Genomic DNA, 23,609 nt, shown 5'->3' with positions numbered 1-23,609 from the left:
AGAGTTGTATTTTTGCAAATCTAAGCCCTTTATCGAAGAAAAGTGTTTAAAAAAATGTTAATTGTGATTTTTTAGTCTAAAATCGCAGCGATTCCAGGTAAAACTCTTCCTTCTAACATTTCTAGCATAGCCCCGCCACCAGTGGAAACGTAGCTCATTTTATCTTCAAATCCGAACTGTTTTACTGCTGCAACAGAATCTCCACCACCAACTAATGAAAATGCTCCATTTGCTGTAGCTTCTGCGATATAATCTCCTAATGCGATTGTTCCTTTAGAGAACGTTTCCATCTCAAAAACTCCCAATGGACCATTCCAAAGAATTGTTTTTGACTCTAAAATTACTTTTTTGAAGTTTTCTAGAGATTTTGGACCTGCATCTAAACCTTGCCATCCGTCAGGAATTGCAGTTACATCTACAACCTTCGTGTTTGCATTGTTTGAGAAATCGTCTGCAGCAATAACATCAACAGGAATATGAACCTGAACACCTTTTTCTTTTGCTAATCTCAAAATTTCAAGAGCTAAATCTAGTTTGTCATCTTCGCAGATAGACTCACCAATTTTTCCGCCTTGCGCTTTAATGAAAGTAAAAGTCATTCCTCCTCCAATAATCATGTGATCTACTTTATCTAAGATATTTTCGATAACAGTGATTTTAGAAGAAACTTTAGAACCTCCAAGAACAGCAGTTACAGGTTTTTCACTGTTTTTAAGAACTTTATTTAAACTGTCAATTTCTTTTGCCAATAATGTTCCGAAACATTTATCGTTTGGAAAAAACTGTGCAATAATTGTAGTCGATGCGTGTGCTCTGTGAGCTGTACCAAATGCATCGTTTACATAAATATCTCCAAGAGAAGCTAATTCTTTAGCGAAAGCTACATCTCCTGCTTCTTCTTCAGCATGAAAACGTAAATTTTCTAATAAAAGAACTTCGCCTGGCTTTAAATCTTTTGCCGCAGTCTGAGCTGGTTCTCCAACGCAGTTTTCAGCAAATTTTACTTGAACTCCTAAAATATCAGAAGCTGTTTTTAGAATATGTTTTAGAGAGTATTTCTCTTCTGCTCCTTTTGGTCTTCCAAGGTGTGACATTAAAATCACGCTTCCGCCTTGTGCTAAAATAGTATCGATTGTTGGTTTTGCAGCCTCAATACGTGTCGTATCTGTTACATTAAAATTTTCATCCAATGGCACGTTGAAGTCAACACGGATAATTGCTTTTTTATTTTTAAAATCGAAATCGTTTAAAGTTTTCATCTGCTAATTTTTTTAATTTTTTGAAAGAATAACAAATATAGAACTTTTACAGTAGTCTAAATTTCAAAAAAGCAAAAATAATCGAACAATAAAAACGAAAACGTTGTAATTTATGAAAATAAACAAATTTATTCTCAAAAATGATAAAATTACTTGTTTAATCTCGAACGGGACTTTGTGTACAAGGACAGTTACTGATAGATTGCAAGAAATCGAATCCGATTGTGATAGAATGCGTTCCTGAATTGTAGCTTCCAAGACCATTAAACATCAATTGATAAGAGTATGCAAAATAGAATTTAGATTTCATAAAACCAGCCATTGGTCCCATTGCCAAAGGTTTTGGGAACTGGTCGTTTAAGAAACGGTATGACACTCCAATCCAATAATAATCTTCGTAACGATTGTAACGTCTGTACTTGAAGTTAAAATCGGTTGTAGAACGCTGATCACTTGCAAAGTATTGCAAGAAAACTGATGGTTCGTATTCTATACGTCTGTTTTCCGCATCTTTAAAAGTAAATCCTGTGTATACTTGAAAATTTGATAAAAGATCGGGTTCATTTACTCTCTCAAGACTAATATTCTTTTTTAATACGTTATTGGCATTGAAACTTAAATAAAACCCTCTGTTACGATACAAAGCACTAATATCGAAGTTATTGTTAGCACTATAGCGATTGTCTGTTGGCTGTTGTCCACCAACTGGCGGATTTCCGTTACTACCGTCATTAAAATTTCCCGTTTCGATACGGAAACTATTAAAGTTGTAAGAGATACCGAAAGATAAATACTGTTCTGTACGATAATCTAAAATCAAGTGGTGTGCAAAAGAAACTTTTGCTCCTGTTTGTCTTGTATTACCGTTGCTATCATTATACAATGAAATACCAACTCCCGAACGATCTAATAGACGAAAATCTGCATACAATGATTGGTTGTCTGGTGCATCTTTAATTCCGACCCACTGTGTCAAACCGTTGGCTCTAATACGGAGATTATCTCCAATACCAGCATACGCAGGAGAAAGAATAAAAGGGTTATCAGCTAAATACTGGGTAAACACTGGTAGGTTTAACTCTTGGCTGTAACTTGTTGTTACAGCCATGAGTACTAAGGATAAAATAAACTTTTTCATTGTATTAATTTTTTTAGATAACATCATTGGGGCTATAATTTTGTTATCTGTATAATGTGAAATGCCCAACAAACTCTCTTGGATCTTTCGGATCATTTAATTTAAGAACATACCAGTAATCTCCTGTAGGCAATTCGTTTCCGTGATATCTTCCGTCCCATTTTCCATTTACACGGTATTTCGCTACTACTCTACCGTATCTATCATAAATATCGAACGTAAGCTCTTTGTATGCTAATGCACCACAATCAGGTCCAATAGTGTCTCCATCACCGTCACCATTTGGTGTAAAGTAGTTAGGCATACAGAAGTCATAGAAAATTCCTTCTACATCTATCGTAGCTTCACAACCATTTTTGTCTCTAACAATTACTTTATAGATACCTGTTTTATAGATTCTATAGCTATTAGATGATGTAAATGATTCTCCATTGAAACTGTATTCGTAAGGAGCAACACCACCAGAAGCTTTTACAACAATTGTGTTGATGTCTTTGCTTTGGTTTGTAACATCTATTAGGCTTAACTCTGCAACTGCATCTATTTCAAAATCTGTTCTCTTCTCACAAGTATTAGAGTGTCTTGCCATAATATAGTGCTTTCCTGGAGCAACATTTGTGAAAATGTTACTTGGTTGGAATGTTCCTCCATCAAGAGAGTAATCCACATCTGTAGGACTATTAGATTTATCAACAGTCACGATTACCATGTTTGCCTGTTTGTTGTCCACACAGTCGTATCTCACTTCTGGGGTTGGGTTAAGAACTACCGCTTTATCCATGTTTACTTCAACCAAAGTAATACAGCTAGCGTCTTTAATGTAAACATTATGTAAACCTCCTTTAAGGTTTGTAAAATCATGTATTGTGCCATTATTCAATGGTACATAAGTACCCGTCTCATTGTCGAGGCTAATAGTATAAGGTGGTCTACCTCCGGTAACTTCTATTGAGAATGCTCCGTCATTTTCACCATCACAAATCTCTTGGATGATTGGGCCAACCACTTTACCTTCTAATACATTTGGTTCTTTAATTTCACGTTCTATAATTACAAAACATGAGTTTTCATCCTGAACAATTATTGTATACATACCTGGAGCTAAACGATCAAAACTGAATTTGTCATCGAATAATCCTAAGTTTGGTGAAATAGCATATTTAATTACACCTGTACCACCAGTGGCAGCGATTACAATTTTACCGTCATTAGCACCGAAACAAGTCGCATCTGTAACTGTTGGAACCGCAGTTAATTCTGAAGCTGGCTCATCAATTATTATTGCCTTAGAATCGTACTGACAATCTCCACTATCTACACGTACCACATATGTTCCTTTAGGAAGTTGATCAAAATATCCTTCAGACTGCGCTGGTTTTAATTGATTACCATTAGCATCAAATAAAGTATAAACATAATTTCCTAAACCACCTACTCCAACTGCATCAATAGCGGCTGTCGAACTTCCTTTACAATAAACTTTTGCATTTGTTAAATCTATTTCAAGATTTAATGGTGTTAATGGGTTAATTGTAACATTATTAGAAATTATACCAACACATCCTTTAGAATCTCTAACATAATATTGGTGATTTCCTAGTCCTACAGCAAATGTTACAGATGATGTAAACGAACCTATAACACTACTGAAGTTTTGATCAAGACTGTACTCATATGGACCACCATTTCCTCCAATCGCGCTCAGTGTCAATGTTGCATCAGTTTTACATGTTATTCCTGTTGCCAATGTTAACGATGGTTCAACTCTTGATGGTTCGTTAATTACGATTTCAAGGGATGGAGCCGATACGCAATTAATTCCATCTACTACAGTAACGGTATATGTTCCTGCAGGTAATCCTGAAAACACAGGGCTAATCTGTGGTACTGTTGACATTACAGGATCAGCAGAGAGGTAATTCAAGATATAAGAATAATTTCCTTCCTGACCTCCTGTTGGAAGATCAACTGTAATTTCACCACTTGTATCTCCATTACAAACCAATTGAGCTACAGTCGCATGAGCTGTTACTAAAATTGGATCTGGATTTTTCAATACAACTGTTGCTGTATCAACACATCCATTAACATCTTTAACTTTAACAGTATATATTCCTGCTGTCAAATTCTCAAAATGAGATTCTGTAGAGTATGCTACACTTACTGGACCAACCAATTCGTATAGGTAATCTCCTCCTAACCATCCGCCGACAGCGCTAACTGTGATGGTACCATCATTACCTGGATCACAAGTAATTGGTGTATGAGATTCTGTTATTTGTAATTCAGCATCAGGTTGATCAATTCTAAATGTTCCTGCAACCTCACAATATGGCGTTCCAAACAATTTAGCTGTTACTGTATAAAGACCAGCAGGTAAGTTTGGAATATTGATTGTTGCGCCTAATGTTTGTCCGTTGACATTAACAGGTCCTGTAATAACGTAATCAAAAATTCCTGCATCATCTGTTGGGTCTGTCTGGTTGTCCACGATAGTTAAATCAACACTTCCAGCACCTCCGTAACAAACTACATTAGTAGGGTTTGTCACTAACTCAAATGTATTCGGATTGTTTACATAATGAATCGTTGTAATGAAACAGTTTGTAAGAGGATTTGTTACTGTAACTAAATAGTTTCCAATTGTCAATCCTGTGAAAGCACCATCATTATTTGTTTGATCGTAAGTGCTTCCAGCAGAAATTCCTTTTACATTGTAACTTAGAACTGGCATAGGAACTGAAGTTCCGACAGTAATTGCATTTACTTGAATACTTTCGTCATTCTTACAAGTAATTGCTGTTGTCACTGTAATTGCAGCTGGAGTAGCAAACTCAACTTTAACAAATGGTTTTATTGATGCTGTAGCGGTTCCTAAACAACCTTTATCATCATATACATTAATCACATAATTTCCTCCTAATAGATCTGATTCAATGTAAACAGGATTATCTCCTCTTTGAACTGCTACAGGATTACCATCTCTGAAGAATTCATATATTTTGTAAACATTAGAACCGCCAGATGGAGTATTAATTGTGATTGTTGCATTATTCTCTTTGTTTCCAGTTGTACATAAGTATTCTGCAACTACAGGAACTGGTACTGTTATAGGCAGTGGTTCTGTCACTGTCATATCTTTATCAACTGGACATCCTAAACCTGAAGTTACTGTTACTGTATAAGTACCTTGAGGAAGATTTGTAAATACATTACCTACCAATACCATTCCTACTGGAACTGGACTAATAGCATAAGTATATTCTGGATTGTTATTTACAGTTCCTGTTGCAGGATCCATTTTAACCGTTATTGATCCTGTACTTCCTCCGTTACAAATTACTGGGCTTGGAACTAAAGTAAATTCGATAGCAGTATTTGGTATTGGAATTACAACGTCTACTAATACAGTACAAGTTGTTACATTATCTCTAACTGTAAATTGGTAATTACCAGGAGTCAAATTACTAAATACAGGAGAAGAAACAAACAGAGTACCATTTTGGCTAAACTCATAGTTTGCTGTTCCAGAACCTCCTGAAGGCAATAATGTTACTTCTCCTTGATTTCCATTACAGATTGGAGAATTAGTTATTTGATAACCAGAACGTAATGGCTGTAATATTTTTACTGGAGCATCAACGATACATAAGTTAGCATCTCTAACATACACGGTGTAATCTCCAGGAGTAGTTACTTCCAATACATTGTTGTTTAACTGCCAAGTATTTTTGTCTAGACTATATTCTAAATCTGACGTAAATCCTGTAGCCGTTACCGTAATAGTATAACCTGTTGTAGTAGCACAATGCGTAGGCACTACAGCAGTTATAACCGGCATTGGATCTTGTGCAATCTGAATCGTCTTAAAGTCGTAACATCCATTAGCATCTCTAACATAAACATCGTAAGAATCAGATGCTGGATCAATTTGAGCTGTAGCAATTTCTATTCTTGTTAATGGTTTATAATCTCCCACAGCTGGAACTGTTGGTGGAGTTGTTGTTGCTACTACTGCATAAGAATATTCTTTTACACCTCCTACAATTGTAGTTGGATCTATAGTAATTACTGCAAATGGTCTATCACAATATTGATTATCAACGCTTGGATTAAATCCTGCTAAACTTAACGCTGCTGGTTCTTTAATTTCAACATCAGCAGAAGTTATTGTACAGCTTGGGTAAGCACCTTCTGTTACAACTACTCTGTATTGTGTACCAGCAGTGAATCCGAAAGGAATTACAAATGGATTTGCCGTTGCTGTATCTCCTGGACCAGAAGTTACTGCCACTGGATTTGTACCATTAAATACTTCATACGTATAAGGTCCACTATAATCTACGATATTAATTTCAATCGCTCCGCTATTATTACCATTACAATCTACGTCAGCAGAAGCAATAGCATTCACAGAAGCAATTTCGTAAACAGGAACTTCATATTCAGGAGATTTGATACGACATCCTGTATTGTTGTCGATCACTTCAAACTGATAACTGCTACCTACTGTTGTAGCATTATAAGTAAATGTATTTCCTGTAACTGTAGTAGGAGGTCCCGGGATTAATACTCCGTTTTCATATACATTGTATGTAAATGCATTTGGCGTATTGCTTCCTCCAGTGATTACTACATTTATTTCTTGTGCTCTGTTAATACAGTCAATTGGCGCTCCAAAAGTACCAATTGCTGAAATAAATTTAGGCAATGGGTCTAAAACAGCTGGCAATTGTGTTGACTGAATACAACCATTAGAATCTTTAACATAGAATGTTGGATTTTGAGTAAATCCTGTGTCAGATAATTCAAATGAGTATTTATTGTCTTTTGGTGTGCTATTACTTTCGAAGTAATTTGTACCATCGATACTGAAAGTGTATGTTCCTGTACCGCCGCCGCCTGTAACAACCGCAGTTGTTTTAGTTGGATCAACAGCACAGCTAAATGGTGTTACACTAGCCGATGCTGTTACAAGAACAGGAGCTGCTATAGTTATATCTACATTAGCCTCGCACTCTCTCGCAGATTGTACACTTACGTTATAATCTCCAGGAGTTAAACCAGTAAACAGATTATTATTTTTCTGAACTATTGGGGTACCTGCTGGCACTGTTGGTGTAAGTGTATAAGTATAATCCGGATTATCATTAACTGCTCTTAAATTAACAGTAATCGTTCCGTTGTTATTTGTACCCTGAGATGCATTACAATCTACAGGTGTAATAGCAATATCAGACACCAATAAATCTACTGGTGTTGGAGGCAGCATAACAATTTTTTCTGTAATCGTATAAGAACAATTTCTTGCATCAGAAACTACAATTTCATAAGTACCAGCAGCTGTTACGCTATATTCTGCAGTATCTAATCCTGCTGGGAAAGCAATTGGAAGAGAAGCTCCTGTACCATCATTAACAGTATAAGAATAAGAACCGTATCCGCCTACTGCAGTAATTTTGATAGTTCCGTCTACAACACCTGTACAGAAAACATCTTTTTCGTTAGTAGCCGAAGCAAAAAGCTGTGGTTTAATTTCATTATTAGATACTGTAACTTCACAACCAAGAGCATCTTTAACAATAATATCATATTTCCCTGGTGTTAAATCCTTGAATGTATTGTCTGCCTTCCAAGATTGTCTGTTATCGATACTATACATGAATCCTCCTGCACCGCCTGAAGCACTAACGACTAACGTTGCTAAATCTGTACTATCATAACAATAATCAGATGTTGCAGCAATAATAGCTGTTGGAGGTGTTGGTGTTACTAAAGGAAACGAATCAGTAAGCGTACATCCGTTAGCATCACTTACAGAAACTCCGTAAGTACCTGTTAATGTAAGATTTCCAAATTTACCATTGGTGTTTTTTATCGCTGGACCAGATGGAGGTGTAAGCGTATATTCGTTATTACCCCATCCACCTTGAGTTGTAATTGTAACCGCACCGTCACTTGTACAACCTAATGGTGTAACATCTAGAGGATCTAAAGTAAATGCAATAGTTGGTTCATTTATAACCGCAATAGTCGAAGTTGCTGAACATCTTGGATAGGCTCCTTCTAATATGTGTACGGTATAATTTGTTCCTTCTCCTAATCCGAATGGTATTACAAATGGATTTGAGATAGTAGTATCGTGAGATCCAGATGCACCTGCTCCCACTACTGGTGTTGCACCATCATACAATGCGTATGTATATGGTCCACTGTAACCTGAAACGAAAATTTCAATACTTCCGTTCGTTGCAGACTTACACGTTACATCAGCCACTGTCGTTGCTTTAACCTCCACAGTATTAAATACTGGAACTTCATAGATATTAGACAAAATCTCACAGTGTGTTGCGTTATCAGTTATTTTAAACTGATATTTGCTTCCAACCGAAGTTGCATTATAAGTAAATGTTTGTGAAACACTTGACGTAGCAAGAACCATATACGGATTACCATCAATCGAAACTTCATATTTCAAATCAATTGGAGTTGTAGATCCACCTACAACCGTTATTTCAATAACTTCTCTTCCGTTTTGACAGTCAATTTGCGAATCTGCTGCTGTTGATCTCGTTGCTGTTGCTGAGATTAACTTTGGAAGCGGTTCTAAAGGAGTAGTCAATGTAGTACTTTCTACACAACCGTTAGCATCTTTAACCCAATATGTTGGATTTTGAACTCCAAGATTATCGGAAATTTCAAATGTATACTTATTGTCTGCCGGACTACTATTACTTGTAAAATAATCTGTACCGTTTTGACTAAAAGTATAACTTCCTGAACCGCCTGCACCTGTTACAACTACCGTTGTAGTTGCAGGATCTACAGTACAGCTAAATGGCGTTGCGTCTGCAGTAGCCACTACAGCTGCCGGAGCTGGTACATTTGCCGGTAATTGCAATTCACAACCTCTGCCAGAAATTACTTTAATCGAATAATCTCCCGCACTTAATCCTGTGAATACATTATTATTAAGTTGTGTTTTAACAGGTCCCGTTGGTGAAACCGGTGTTAATTCATAAGTATAATCTGGATTATCATTTGCTGGATTTAAATTAACAGTCAATGTTCCATTGTCTGTTGCTCCTACTTGACCAGCAGTACAATCTACAGGAGTAGTAACAATATCTGTTAATACAAAATTGATTGGTGTTGGAAGAATTAATTTCACGTCTACCGTTCTCGTACAAGAAGTATTAACATCTCTAACTGTAACTGTATAATCTCCAGCTCCTATACCATTAAATGTCGGACTGAACTGTACAACATTTGGAATTGCTGGCAATGAAGTTTTTATCAATGTATACTCGAAGTTATTTGGCACGAATCCTCCTTTGACTTTCGCAGTAATTACACCATTGGTCTCTTCACAAATTGGCAATGTTGTAAAACTTGCTTCAAGCTCAAGTGGTGTAGAAATTAGATCTAAATCTACCTTATTACCACATCCGTTAACATCTTTTACTTCTACGCTGTGAGGTCCAGAAGAAAGATTTGGAATAGAGAATGATGCAGAAGGCATAGGAACAGGAGCTGCACCATCTAAAATATAGTAATGTTGCCCCATACCTGTCGTCGTCAAATTAACATCGATTACAAAAGAACCTTCTGTAACACAGATATCATTTGTCACCGCAGTAATAACTGGTGATGGATCTAATTCTACTTCAATAAAGGCTGTAGCAATACATCCGTTCGCATCTTTAACATAAACGATAAAATGACCGTTATCTCTATTGAAAGTATTAGATGTATGTGTAGCTACATTAAATGATGAGCTAAAAGTAGCATTAGTAGGAACTGGATCTACATTATCAATTACACCAAATGCACCTGTATCAGGAAAAACTTGGTATAAGTAAGGAAGCGCTGTTATACCGTTAGTAGTATCTGCAGCTCTAACAGTTCCACCTTTTCCAAAAGCTTCAATAACACCTTTTGCAGAACCGCAATTATCATTTTTCGCAGTAGCGGTTAATGATAATGGTACAACTGACTGTGTTATTGTAAACGTATCAGAAGAATTCATACAAACTGTATTTCCTAAATTATCCTCTTCAGTAAATAAAATATAGTAAGTACCTGGTTTAAGAGGTCCAACATTATTGACAGTCATAGTTGGTAAGGTAACTGTTCCGCCTATTGCAGGGGTAACAATGATATTAGTTTGTGAATTATAAATTTCATATTTAACTCGTGTTGTAGTTGGTTGCGGATTTGCAATTGTAAATGAAACCGTTCCATTGTCAGCTCCAGTACAAGTTACATTTGCAGCAATAACATCACTTGTTAATGTAGAGGCAGATTTTGTTGGTCCATCTGCTTGTTTGAAATAGTAACATTTTGTTGTATCATCATAAACAACAAAAGAATATACTACCCCTGGATTAAGATTATTAAATGTCGACTGTAATAATAGTGGATCCCCCGGTGTTGCTGGAGGCACCACCGCATCTGCACTCTGATAAAGAGCAGAATAAGTTGCATAATCAAATTTTGTTGGGTCTGTTGGATCCAAAGGATATTTAGCAAAATAATATGGTCCTCCAGGAATTGTTGGTGTTGCTTTAACTACTAGACTAGCAGTTGTACAAGATGGTGGTCCAGGAGTAACTTCAATTTTCAAATCTTCTGGCGGTGAGGCCATATTGACTTTTTTACTAACTGGACATCCGTTTGCATCAGATACCGTTAATTCATAAATTCCAAAATTTAAGATATTGAACGTATGGTCTTCAGTTCCTGTAGGATTATAAACCTGAGTTGCACTAGTATTACTTGTTAAAGTATAAGTATAACCCGATACAGCAGGAGCAGGATTTCTAGTACCACCTGTTAGACCTACTACCGAAATAGAACCAAAAGTTGTACCTGTAGTACCTCCAACACATTTAATTTGAACATCAACTAAAGAAAAATCAATTTTTGGTGGATCAACAATAGTAGTTGTTTTATCTGTATAACAACCTTTAGCGTCTGTAACTCTTACAATATAATCTCCCGCAGGAAGTCCTGTTGTTTGAATACCATAATTTACATCTGCTGTCGCAGGAACTAAAGCAGAATTGTCTTTAATTACATTTATAGTATAAGGGCTTGCGCCTTTAGTTTGATCAATTGTTACCGTGATAGAACCCGTTTCTCCTCCATTACATAAAATAGTTGCATTTGGAGTAAGAGTAAATTCTGGGTTCGTTTTTGGAGCCACAACTACGGTTGAAGTAAGGCTACAATGGGTCGTTGAAGCATCACTTAAAGTAAACAGATAGGTAGTATTCCCTGTCGCAGTAGTTGCAGCGGCATCAGAATATATAAATGTTGTACCTATAACTGGTCTAACTGTAGGATCAAGTGTACCATTTATAGTAACAGTATAAGTATACGGTGTTTTTCCTCCCGAAACAGTCCCTTTAATTTCAATATCCTGACCATTACAAGTAGCTAAAGTTTCTAATTTGGCATTGAATTTTAACTCTGTTTCGATAGCTTGTGCTGGTAATGTTAAAATACAGCCTGTGCTCATATCTTTAACTTTAACAACATAACTCCCAGGATTTAAGTCATCGAAAGTTCCGCTTGTCTGATATTGACCATCGTTAATATTGTACATATAAGTCGGAGAAGGAACAGCAGGTGTTACTACGATTGTAGCTTTTCCTACTGCATCATAACATAAATCAGACGCTGTTAAATCAATGCTAGCATCTGGTTGAATTGCTGCGTCAACATTAAATGTTGTTGAAATTGTACAGCCGTTTCCGCTCAAATCTGTAACCGAAATTCCATATGTTCCAGATTGAGTCAAATTATTAAATGTTGAGCTAGATTGTGGCCCAACTACAGTATTGTCTGGTAATGTAAGCGTATATCTGTTATTACCCCATCCGCCAACTGTATTGATTACAACTTTACCATTGTTTGGTGAACAAGTAATCGGTGTAATACTTGGTGTTGTAAATGCAAACTGTAAAGCTGGCTCTTTTACTTCAACCGCTTTTGATGCAGTACACTCAGTTGTTGGGTTTGTAATTGTAATTGTATAATTACTTGCCAATAAGCCGGTAAAAGTAATAACGTTTCCAGCTTGTGACGATTGAGAATTAGGAATCACCGCATTTGCACTATTTCTAAGTACATACGTGAATGCTCCTGCAGTACCTGAAACAGTAAAAATAATGCTTCCATTTGCATCTCCTTTACAAGTTACATTAGCACCTAAAGTACCGTTAACAAAAACTGGTAATGCTTTATCAATTGTATACTCGCCAAAAGTAGCACAACCATAATTATCTGTTACTTTAAATTTATAAGATCCCGGAGCTAAATTATTAAATGTATGGCTTTGAGCTGAAACATTTGTAGCAACAAGATCTGCCGGAGCTACCGTTGCATCAGTATCGGTTATTTCAAATCTAAATGGTGCGACACCATTATCAACTGTAACAGTTAAACTAGTTTTATCCTTACCTGTTGCACAAGTAATTGCAGCTGGTGGAGCAAAAGTCATATTGACTGGTGGGTCTAATGCTTCAACAACCGGAGATGTTAAAACTCTAAATGGACAGTTATTTGCATCATAAACATCAACAGTAACCGGACCAGTTACATCTGTAGTATATGTATTTGATATTACTGGTGTTTGACCATTATAACTATATCTATATTTATTAGGACCTGTGTAAGGTGTACCAGGAAGATCAATAACAACAGTAATTGTTGCTGCTTGCACTGCAGTTCCAGTACCACATTTTAATGGTGCTGTAACATCTGCGTGCGCCGTCAATTGAGCAGGATTATTTAATGTTTCTGATACTACAACTGCACATTTTTTAGCATCAGTAATTCTAAACCAATATGTTCCGGCACCAATACCTGTATGCTTGTTAGAAGCCATAGGAGAAAATCCTGTAGTAGCTGAAGTTGTAGAAACTTCATAACTATATGGTGCTGAACCTTTACTAGCAGTTATCTCAATAGAACCATTCGTTCCATTATAACAAGTAGGGTTTATTGGCACTGTTATAGCCGTTGGATCTTCTTTTGTGTTAATTGTTCTAGAAACAACTGTTATACAATCATTTTTATCTGTAATCTCAAAATAATGAGTTCCCGCCACACCAGTATCGAAAGTAAATACTGTTGATCCAGCTGGAACATCTGTGTATAATCCATTGAATGGAGCTCCTGTTGTATTGTGTCTGTATTTAAAATCAGGGTACCCATTGGCAATAGTTACCTCAATTGTAGCATCTGGAGAAGCTGGAGCAACATCACAATCCAAATCAGCTAATAATTTAGTAGATGCTGAAACCGGTATCGCAATAATTTCTTCATCTAAATCAGTATAACATCCTGTAGAAGTGTCTGTAACTCTAATAACATATTTTCCTGGAACTAATCCTGTGAAAGTCCCATCTGTTTTTACAGTACCATTGTTAATACTGTAAGTATAGTTTGCATGCGTATTTGGATTTACTTTTAAAGTTGCTCCAGCACCGCCAGCACATAAACTAGAAGCAGGATCTAAACTTACATTTGGTTTTTCTTCTGGATTAATTGTAAAAGTTCCTTTTACCTCACAACCTTTTGCATCTTTTACAATAAACGAATAATCACCTGCATTTAAACCAGAGAATAATTTAACACTTTGAGAAACTGTTGGTCCGCTTGGAGATGTTGGTGTTACAGAATAAGTGAAACCTCCCCAGCCTCCTTTAGCATTAATGGTAACCGAACCTTTAGCTTTACAAGTCACATGTACTAGATCACTAGGGTCTAAAGCCAATACTGCTGTTGGAGCAGAAATTGTTTCATCATCAGACTGAGAACAATTTGTATCAACATTTGTTACTGTAATTGTATGTAAACCTGCATTTAAATTTGGAGCAGCAATAGTAAATGAAGTTCCTGTACTTGGTGAAGTTCCTGTTTGAACTGGTAATGCACCATCTATTTGATATGTATAAGCTACATTATTGCCTAAACCAGAAACAGTAAAAGTAACCTCTCCTTTAGAATCGCCTAAACAGTTTACATCGCTTACTACTTTACTTGAAATAGAGAAATCTTGTAGTGGGTCGACTTTGTCCTTTTGAGAGAAAGAACAATTTTTAGCATCTTTAACTTCAAAAGTATAAGTAACTCCAGGATCTAAACCTGGGAAAGATCCTGTTGTATTACTTTTTACAGCACTTGCAGGAGCTGTAATAGCATATGTAAAAGGCCCTGTTAATGCAGCTCCTAAAGCATCTTTAACATCTGTAATCGTAAAATCTACTTTATTACTTGGACATTTAAGTGCCGATTTATTAATTGTCATTGCTTTTGGACCATTCACAGCTACAATAGTCAAAGCTGGTGTAGTTGTGTAGCTACAAGCATTTGTATCTGTAATCGTTACTGTATAATTTCCTGCTACAGTAATACCCGCAAAAACTTTAGTGTCCTGAGTATTTAATGGAACACCATTTCTATTTAATGTATATTTATAATTGCCATTTCCACCTGTAACAACTGTCCCTACAGTAATTGTTGCAGGGCCATCACAAGTGTAAGGTGTTGTTATAGATGCAGTACCAAAGATTGCGTCTGGTGCAATCAAAGTTACTTCTAACATCTGAGTACATTTATTAGAATCCTTTACGTAAAAAGTATATTTTACCCCAGCGCTTAGACCTGTAAAATATGATGTGTCATTATAAGTAATTCCATCTGTACTATATTTAAATCCGCCAGAACCGCCACTTGCTTTTAAAAGAATTGTTCCATCGCTAGAAGTGTTACATTTAGGCGCAGTATTATCAGATGCTAAAACAATAGCATTTAATGGCGTGATTGTAGCTGTTTTACTAACAACTGTACAGCTTCCCGAATCTGTAATTCTGAAAGTATAATCTCCTGCTACTGTAGTTGTATACGTAAAAGTATTACCTGTTGTAGTAGGCTGTACCAAAGTACCTGTTGTATTTCCTGAAGCGATTACAACCGTAAAAGGTCCTTTTCCACCAGAAATAGTTCCAGTAATTATTGCTGTATTATTTGGAGCGGGCTCACAGCTTAAACCTCTTGTAACGGGAACTTCTACCGTTAATTTTTCGTTGATTATTTGTGTAATAGGATCAGATTTACAGCCAAAACTATCTGTAACTACAAATGTATAAGTACCTGGTTGTGTCGCATCATAGGTAAAAGTTGGACCATCAAAAGGCGCACTAGCATCACTTTCTGCTCCACCATTAAACTGTGTGGTATAAGTATATTTTCCAACTCCACCATTCACTCGCACTATGATTTGAGCTTTTGTATCAAAGCATAGATTTGAAGATTCAAAAGTAATTTGAGGAGGTACAGCCGCAACAACATCTACAGATGCCATTACCGCTGTCTGGCATGAATTTGCATCTCTAGCTATCACCTTATAATTTCCTACCTTTTTAATATCTAAGAACTCTCCTGAAGCTTGAAAAGCTCTTACAACAGTAACACCGTCGGTTTCTCTTAATTCATATTCGTAACCTGGTGTTCCATCACTTGCCTCAGCTTTAATTGTTGCACCTATTTTACAAGTGGCAACTGTCTCTACCCAAGCTTTAATTTTTAAAGCTTGTGGAGATTTAATTTCTTGTGCTAAAGGGAAAGTACAGCTTCCTGCTGAATCATCATAACGAATTCTGATATTATAAATTTTACTTTGTAAATTCGTTAATGTTATACTACCGCTTACTGCCGCTGGAACAGGAATTACAGTTTCCCATTTTCCTCCGTCTACAGAGTATTGGAATCCTTTTACTGGATCAAAATTTTTAGCTGATAATGTAATTTCACCATTTTGTTCACCGCTACATTTTACATCTTTATAACCTGTTATACCAGCAGAAAAAGCTTTACTTCCGTCCACAACTATTGGGAAATTTGCTACTGTGTTACAAGCTTTCGGCATCTGTGTAACTACTAAGTCATCAACTGCAAAGTCGATACCATTAACCTGAGAAAGCTCCAATCGCAATACGAAATCTAAAGTAGTATTATTTCCTGGATCAATTGTTCTGGTATATTTTACCCAGCCATTAGTTTTTGGTATTCCGCCTGTAGATTGTGAAGATAACGGTACACCAGAAGCATTTTGCAGCTCAACAGTTAGGGAAGCATCTGGCTGATTATTTCCTACTTTTAGTAAGTTGGTACCGACAAACGTAACCTTAATTGGTACGTTTGGTATAATATCTTTAATAGTTTTTCTATATAAAACAGCATTATTAGGAATAGAGTTACCTGCATCAACCGCTAAAAACCTCCCATTTGAGTCTTTTCCTCCACTAGTATTATCTCTAGGGCTCCACCATCCATCATACGGATTATTTCTTAATAAATTTGTAACTGTATATTCCCCATTACCAAATAGTTTATTATTGTTACACTTTGTAGCTTCCACTTGTCGTTCCCAACAAAAGTTAGGGTTGATACCTGGCGAACTAACATCTGGTCCAGAACCAAAAGTTTCGTTCAATAAAACACTTTCTGTAGGAACATTTACTACATTATAACTTACCGATATTGTGTGGTCTCCTTGCGTTACGTTCTTAAAAACATTCGTAGGCGTATTGGTATTAAGAACACCGTCTATATAATAGTCATAAGTAAATTGTGGACTACCGCTTCCACTGTTTGTAACCGTTACTGTTGTAGTCGCAGAACCATCACAGTTAAAAACTGGATCAGCAACTTTAATAGTTGGTGAATCTGGTTGTTTAAGCAAAGTAATCGCTGGTAAAGCAACTTCACAATTGGCATCTTTGATATAAAAAACGTGTGTACCTGGATCAACATATGCTTCTTTAGATGTAGTCCAAGTTTTCTTACCATCAAAACTATATAAATATGGATTTGCTCCAGGAAGCGGAACCCCTCCTTCAGCATTGGTAATCCTAACTTTTCCTTGACTTTCTTTTCCCGTTGGACCGCAGCCTGATAATTCTGCTACACCAACAGATGCAGTCAAGGCTGTCGTCAAACCAATTGAAATAGGATAGTCAGGTTCCGTACAAGTTGTTTTATTTTTAGTGTACTTAACACTTATGATATAGTTTTCAGGGGGAACGTTAGTATAAACTCTATTACCGGTTATACCTGTAATTGTCATTGAATCATAATTTGTTGAAGTATAATTATTCTCCCCCATTAATCTGGTTTGTATACTATATCCTTTCGCATCCGTTACATTAATCGTAATTTTTCCATTTGGATTCGTACAATCACCATCCGTTTTAGTGATTGTATATGTAGGTTTATCTGCTGTAGGAACATTAATCTCTTTTTCAACAGAACAGCCATTTGCATCTTCAACACGAATTTTATAATTACCTGAAGCAATTGTGGTAATCACGTTATTTGCATTCTGAAAATAATCCGCTCCATTAATACTAACCATATATCTAAATGGATAAGTACCACCAGTTGTAGCAACTGTAATAGCACCAGAAGTACACGTATTTAAAGTTTTTGTAATTGTTGGATTCGATGTCAATTGATTTGGAGCATTCGGTACAGCTACAGAAGGCTTGTTATCGATCATACAATTTGATCCCTGAACAACTGTTTCAACTCTGTAAGTACCAGAATCTAATCCTGTAAATGTATACTCTGCATTTTCTGTAGGACCAAAACTGCTTAATGGATTTGTACTTGAAGCTGGTTTATAAATATTATAAATATATTTTTTCCCAATATCATTTGTGATTACTCTAATACTTCCTTTTCCATCATAACATCTTGGCGCTACAATTTCGGTAGTAACCGCATACGTTACATTTTTAATATTCTGATTTAAAACTTTAAACTCGCATGATCCAACTACTCCTTTTATTCTGATAAAAGCAGTGTAGTTACCTGGAGTACTTGTATTAAAAACATTACTGTCTTGCCAAGCACCTGGTGATCCGGTTGTTGTAAAACTATATTCGTATCCAGCACCAAATCCGCCAACAGTAATGTTACCCAAAATCTGGCAAGTTCCATCACTATTTCTAATAATATCACTCTTTGTAACTGCCGTAGGAATTAAAGTATTTTGATATACGTTAAAATAAAACACATATGGAGTACCCGTATTATCAATGATGCTTACTCTGAACTGACCTGCAGAATTTGCCAAGTAATCTTTACCTTCAGCTACCTTTACCCAACATGAAGCCTCAGCATTTTCGTTAGCACAATCACTATTTGAAACAGTTATACAACTGCCTCCAGAAATAAATCTTTCCCAAATAATAGATCGGGCATCTGTTATTTGCGTATTGATAAGTCGTGAATCATTTCCTCCACATAAAAAAAGCTTTGGAAGTAATTTACCATCATTAGGACACTTTGCTACTTGACCAGCATAAGGCAGCTGAGCATAGGGAATTACTGGATTTGTAAGTGGCGCCGGATTAACATTTTCCGATACTGTTTCACCATTTAAACTAAACTGATTATTTGCTTTTAAGAATAAATTCTCATTCGAGCTTGAATTAAGCTTTGAATTATATGCAACCCAATTTTGCGCGTAGGAGGCAAAATTGAATAGCAGAGCTAAAACAAAAATCAGCGTTCTTAAAGTAGTAGGTTTTTTCATAATCATTTTTTGTTACTTCTGTTTATCCTCTAAGGGGCATTAGTGAATAAAAAAATTTGTATTTGATAACATTTATTTCAATGTCTCTCTTAGCTTTTAAGAGAGACTACTATTTTTACTAATTCTCCACTTTTACAATGGCCATTCTTCCGTTGTATGGTTTATTTCCTTTTGCTTCTAAAGCTTTAGTTGCCTCTTGTAAACCATCAAACTTCTCGTAATAGATATAATATTTACTTGTTGTTACATTGTAAAAGAAATTAATATCTGATCTTCCTGCAGCAACTGCTTTTGCTAAGAACTCATCTCGTTTCTCTACACTATTATGAACCGCGATAATCATATAATACCCGCTATCAGAATTTTTAATATTCTTAATAATCTGCATATTTGACTGCTCTTCACCAAAATCAAAATCATTTGCTTTTAATGGTGTACTGCTCAGCTTAGTTGTTTCTTTAATTCTCTTAAGAGCTGCAACGTCCTGCGCATATCTTCCTTCATCATTCTCATAAGCTGCACGTTTAATTCTACGTTTACGCTCAATCTCAGTCTCTGTTTTAATACGCTCTAAATCGGCTATTAATGCTGCACCTTCACGCTCCATTTTTAATTGAGCCGCTTTCAATTCGTTTATCTTTTCAAGATAAGCTTTGTTCAAAGGATCATCTTTAGGGAACTTTTTAAGTCTATCGTTATAAAGATTAGTCAGTTTCGCAATCTCATTTTTCATGCTGTTATTTGCATCAGCAATCTGAATTTTCAACGCCTCAATCTGGCTGTTTTCTGCCGCTACACTCTTAAATGGTTTTGGCTCTCTATAAATACCCTTTTCGCTTAAATCGTTCTCCTCTTTCAAATCGTTTAAGTCTTTCTGCTTATTTGCAACGGTTGCTTTAAACTGATTTAATAAATCCGTTTGAATGTTACTAGTACCTTCAACAGATTTAGTCAAGTTTTCGATCGCTTTTCCTGTATCATCTTTCGCTTTTGCTGCCAGTGCCGCTGCTGCTGCATCTGCTTTAGCCTGTTCTGCTGCTAATCTTGCTTGGCGCTCTTCTTCTTCACGTAGGCGTCTTGTTTCTTCTTCAGCTTTCAACTTTTCTGTAGCTTCAGCATCCGCTTTTGCTTTTGCTTCTGCCAAAAGTCTTGCTTGTTCAGCTGCCATATCAGCTTTTACTTTTGCATCTGCAGCAAGCTTAGCTTGAAGTGCTTCTGCATCAGCTTTTGCTTTTGCGTCTGCTGCAAGTTTAGCTTGAAGTGCCTCTGCATCAGCTTTAGCTTTTGCGTCTGCGGCTAACTTAGCTTGAAGTGCTTCTGCATCGGCTTTGGCTTTTGCGTCTGCTGCTAACTTAGCTTGACGAGCCTCTTCATCCAATCTAGCTTTTTCTTCCGCTGCTTGTTTCGCTTTTAATGCTTCAGCGTCTGCTTTTGCTTTAGCATCAGCTGCTAACTTAGCTTGGCGAGCATCTTCCTCTTCTTGTAATTTTTTTGCTTCTGCGTCTGCTTTTGCTTTTGCTGTAGCTTCTGCATCGGCTTTTACTTTTGCATCAGCTAATAATTTTGCCTGTAAAGCCTCCATATCCGCTTTTGCTTTTGCATCGGCTGCCAGTTTAGCTTGTAATGCTTCAGCATCTGCCTTTGCTTTTGCATCTGCCGCCAATTTGGCTTGACGCGCTTCTTCTTCAACTCTAGCTTTTTCTTCAGCAACTTGTTTTGCTTGCAATGCTTCTGCATCGGCTTTTGCTTTAGCTTCTGCTGCTAATCTTGCTTTTTCTGCCTCAGCATCAGCTTTGGCTTTTGCTTCTGCAGCTAATTTCGCCTGACGAGCTTCTTCTTCTACTCTCGCTTTTTCTTCAGTAGCTTGTTTAACACGTAAAGCTTCGGCATCTGCTTTAGCTTTGGCTTCTGCCGCTAATCTTGCTTTTTCTGCTTCGGCGTCAGCTTTTGCTTTCGCTTCTGCTGCTAATCTTGCTTTCTCTGCTTCTGCATCTGCTTTTGCTTTTGCATCTGCTGCTAACTTAGCCTGGCGAGCATCTTCCTCTTCTTGTAATTTTTTCGCTTCTGCTTCTGCCTTAGCTTTTGCTGTAGCTTCTGCATCGGCTTTTACTCTAGCATCTGCAATTAATTTAGCCTGTAAGGCTTCCATATCTGCTTTCGCTTTTGCGTCGGCTGCCAATCTAGCTTGCTCTGCTTCTGCATCTGCTTTTGCTTTTGCTTCGGCGGCCAATCTAACTTTCTCAGCTTCGGCGTCTGCTTTTGCTTTAGCATCAGCTGCTAATTTTGCTTTAGCTGCTGCTTCGGCATCTGCTTTCGCTTTTGCGTCGGCTACAAGTTTAGCTTGAAGTGCTTCTGCATCTGCTTTTGCTTTTGCTTCAGCATTTAATTGTGCCTGACGAGCATCTTCAGCTTGTTTTATTCTTAGTGCTTCGGCATCTGCTTTTGCTTTCGCTTCAGCAGCGATAAGCGCTTGTCTTGCTTCTTCATCTGCCTTAACTTTCGCTTCAGCAGCTAATTTTTCTCTAAGTGCAGCTTCTTCTGCCGCTTTTGCTTTCGCATCTGCCGCCAATTTAGCTTTGTTTGCAGCATCGATAGAAGATTTTGTTTTAGTTTCTGCAGCCGCTTTTGCTTTTGCTTCAGCAGCTAATCTTGCTTGCAATGCATCTGAGTCTGCTTTCGCTTTAGCATCTGCTGCTAATATTGATTGCATATCTGCAGCCTCTGCTTTTGCTTTTGCATCTGCTTTACGTTTTGCTTCGGCAGCATCGGCTTTTGCTTTAGTATCTGCAATTAATTTTAATCTTGCCGCTTCAGCATCTGCTTTTGTTTTTTCTGCTGCGGCCAATCTTGCCTGTCTTGCGGCTTCAGCGTCTGCTTTAACTTTTTCTGCTGCAGCTAATCTCATTTTTGCAGCAGCTTCTGAATTTGCTCTTGCTCTTTCAATTGCAAGCTGTGCTGCTGTTTTTTGCTGTGTTGGTGCAGCTGCATTTGCAGCGGCTGCTTTAGCTTTTGCAGCTTCAGCATCTGCTTTGGCTTTATCGGCTGCTGCTACTTTTACTTGTAAAGCTTCCGCATCTGCTTTTGCTTTAGCATCTGCTGCTAGTTTTATTTTTAATGCTTCTGCATCTGCTTGTGCTTTATCTGCAGCGAGCTGTTCTGGAGTTTTCTGTACAACTGCACCAGATTTGTTTGCTGCAGCTTGTGCTCTTGCTGCGGCAGCGGCATCCACTTTTGCTTTATTATCAGCGGCTAGTTTTATTCTGCGTTCTTCTGCATCTGCTCTAGCTTTATCAGCAGCAAGTTGTGCTTGTGTTTTTTGTGTTTCTGCTACGGCTTTATTTGCAGCAGCAGTTTGTGCTCTTGCTGCGGCTGCAGCATCCGCTTTAGCTTTTGCCTCGGCAGCTAATCTTATTTTAACAGCCTCTGCATCTGCTTTGGCCTTATTATCTGCTTCTAATTTTGCTTTTGCTGCAGCTTCGGCATCTGCTCTCACTTTTTCAGCTGCCGCAAGTCTTGCTTGTTTTGCTTCAGCATCTGCTTTAGCTTTTGATTCTGCTGCCAATCTATTCTTTTCAGCGATTTCTGCTCTGTTAACTTGAGTCGCTTCCGATTGTGGTTTTGCAGGTACTGGTTTTGGTTTCGCAGGATCAACTAAAGAACCTTCATCATCATCTCCGTAGTAGTAATTTCTATTTTTGAATTTATACGCAATAGCAAATTCATGAGAACCACCTAAGTTCGAGAAATTACCCATTCCTCTTTCGTAATTATACTCAATAGCAATACTCGGCGTAATGTTAACTCCAAGTCCTGCAGAAACTCCATATAATGTGTTATAACCTAACTGGGCCCAAACTCCTTGCTGAAGTGAAAGCATCCCAAGTCCAGAAATAACTGTTTTATCTTTTTTAATTTCTGTTCTTACAATTCCAGAAAATTTACTTCTGTCAAAAAAGCCATAACTATCAATATATCCTGTGTACATAGCATGCAACTGAATCGCTCTTTCTGGATCTTCTTTTACCATTCCAGATCCAAAATTGTAAAGCACTAAATTGTTAATTGCTAATCCGAAATCTAAAAATTCTGTACCATAATTAATCCCTGGATTTACAGTCAGTAATGTGCTTTTTGGAAAATCCCCTGATAGAATAGTAGAATCATCTGATATAATTTTTCCTGTATTTATACCACTTTGATAAATTCCCACATTTAAACCAAAAGTCAAATTACTAGCTTCTTCTAGAACAATATTATGAGCGAAATTGGCAACTCCGCCAAAGACAGTCATCAAACCATAATTCTGTTGAAATAAGCCTACAGCAAATGCTTCATTTTCTCTGAATCGGCCAGAATAATTGGCCAAATAAGTCTGCGGAGCATTATCAAACTGCACCCATTGCCTTTTATTGTAGAAACTTGCATATGGATTCGATTCTCTAACAAAACTGAAAGTTGGATTAATTAAATATCTATTAAACTTTAAAGAATTTCTTATGGGTAATGAAAACGAAACAACTCCATCCTCAGAAGCTTCTTGAGAATAGAGTACATTTGATAAACCGTAAAATAACGTGATGAATAGTAAAATTTTCTTCAT

4 protein-coding genes are annotated in these 23,609 nt (G+C 37.0%); all 4 read right to left on the bottom strand.

Translation table 11 applies throughout. The features are described 5' to 3' along the window. Positions 1 to 71: 71 nt before the first annotated feature. The 4 genes from AAYQ05_RS01820 to AAYQ05_RS01805 all read right to left on the bottom strand — a co-directional run bounded on the left by AAYQ05_RS01820 (position 72) and on the right by AAYQ05_RS01805 (position 23,609). Positions 72 to 1,259 (bottom strand): phosphoglycerate kinase, encoded by a 1,188-nt coding sequence (locus AAYQ05_RS01820; protein ID WP_343540762.1) that lies wholly within the window; start codon positions 1,257 to 1,259, stop codon positions 72 to 74. 157 nt (positions 1,260 to 1,416) lie between these two features. Further along, positions 1,417 to 2,397 (bottom strand): PorP/SprF family type IX secretion system membrane protein, encoded by a 981-nt coding sequence (locus tag AAYQ05_RS01815; RefSeq protein WP_281634337.1) that lies wholly within the window; start codon positions 2,395 to 2,397, stop codon positions 1,417 to 1,419. 43 nt (positions 2,398 to 2,440) lie between these two features. Further along, positions 2,441 to 19,009: a T9SS type B sorting domain-containing protein gene (locus AAYQ05_RS01810; protein ID WP_343540761.1), complete on the bottom strand. Its 16,569-nt coding sequence runs from the start codon at positions 19,007 to 19,009 to the stop codon at positions 2,441 to 2,443. Between the two features lie 118 nt (positions 19,010 to 19,127). Next, positions 19,128 to 23,609, bottom strand: a complete 4,482-nt coding sequence (locus tag AAYQ05_RS01805) for a PorP/SprF family type IX secretion system membrane protein (protein WP_343540759.1) — start codon at positions 23,607 to 23,609, stop codon at positions 19,128 to 19,130.

The organism is Flavobacterium movens (assembly GCF_039581425.1).
Classification (GTDB): domain Bacteria; phylum Bacteroidota; class Bacteroidia; order Flavobacteriales; family Flavobacteriaceae; genus Flavobacterium; species Flavobacterium luteolum.
Note: the sequence above shows the minus strand (reverse complement) of the source record. Positions and strands in the feature narration are given on the sequence as shown.

Coding starts and splice junctions, on each gene's coding strand:
- AAYQ05_RS01805 (WP_343540759.1), bottom strand. CDS start 23,609: ATGAAGAAAATTTTACTATTCATCACGTTATTTTACGGTTTATCAAAT.
- AAYQ05_RS01815 (WP_281634337.1), bottom strand. CDS start 2,397: ATGAAAAAGTTTATTTTATCCTTAGTACTCATGGCTGTAACAACAAGT.
- AAYQ05_RS01810 (WP_343540761.1), bottom strand. CDS start 19,009: ATGAAAAAACCTACTACTTTAAGAACGCTGATTTTTGTTTTAGCTCTG.
- AAYQ05_RS01820 (WP_343540762.1), bottom strand. CDS start 1,259: ATGAAAACTTTAAACGATTTCGATTTTAAAAATAAAAAAGCAATTATC.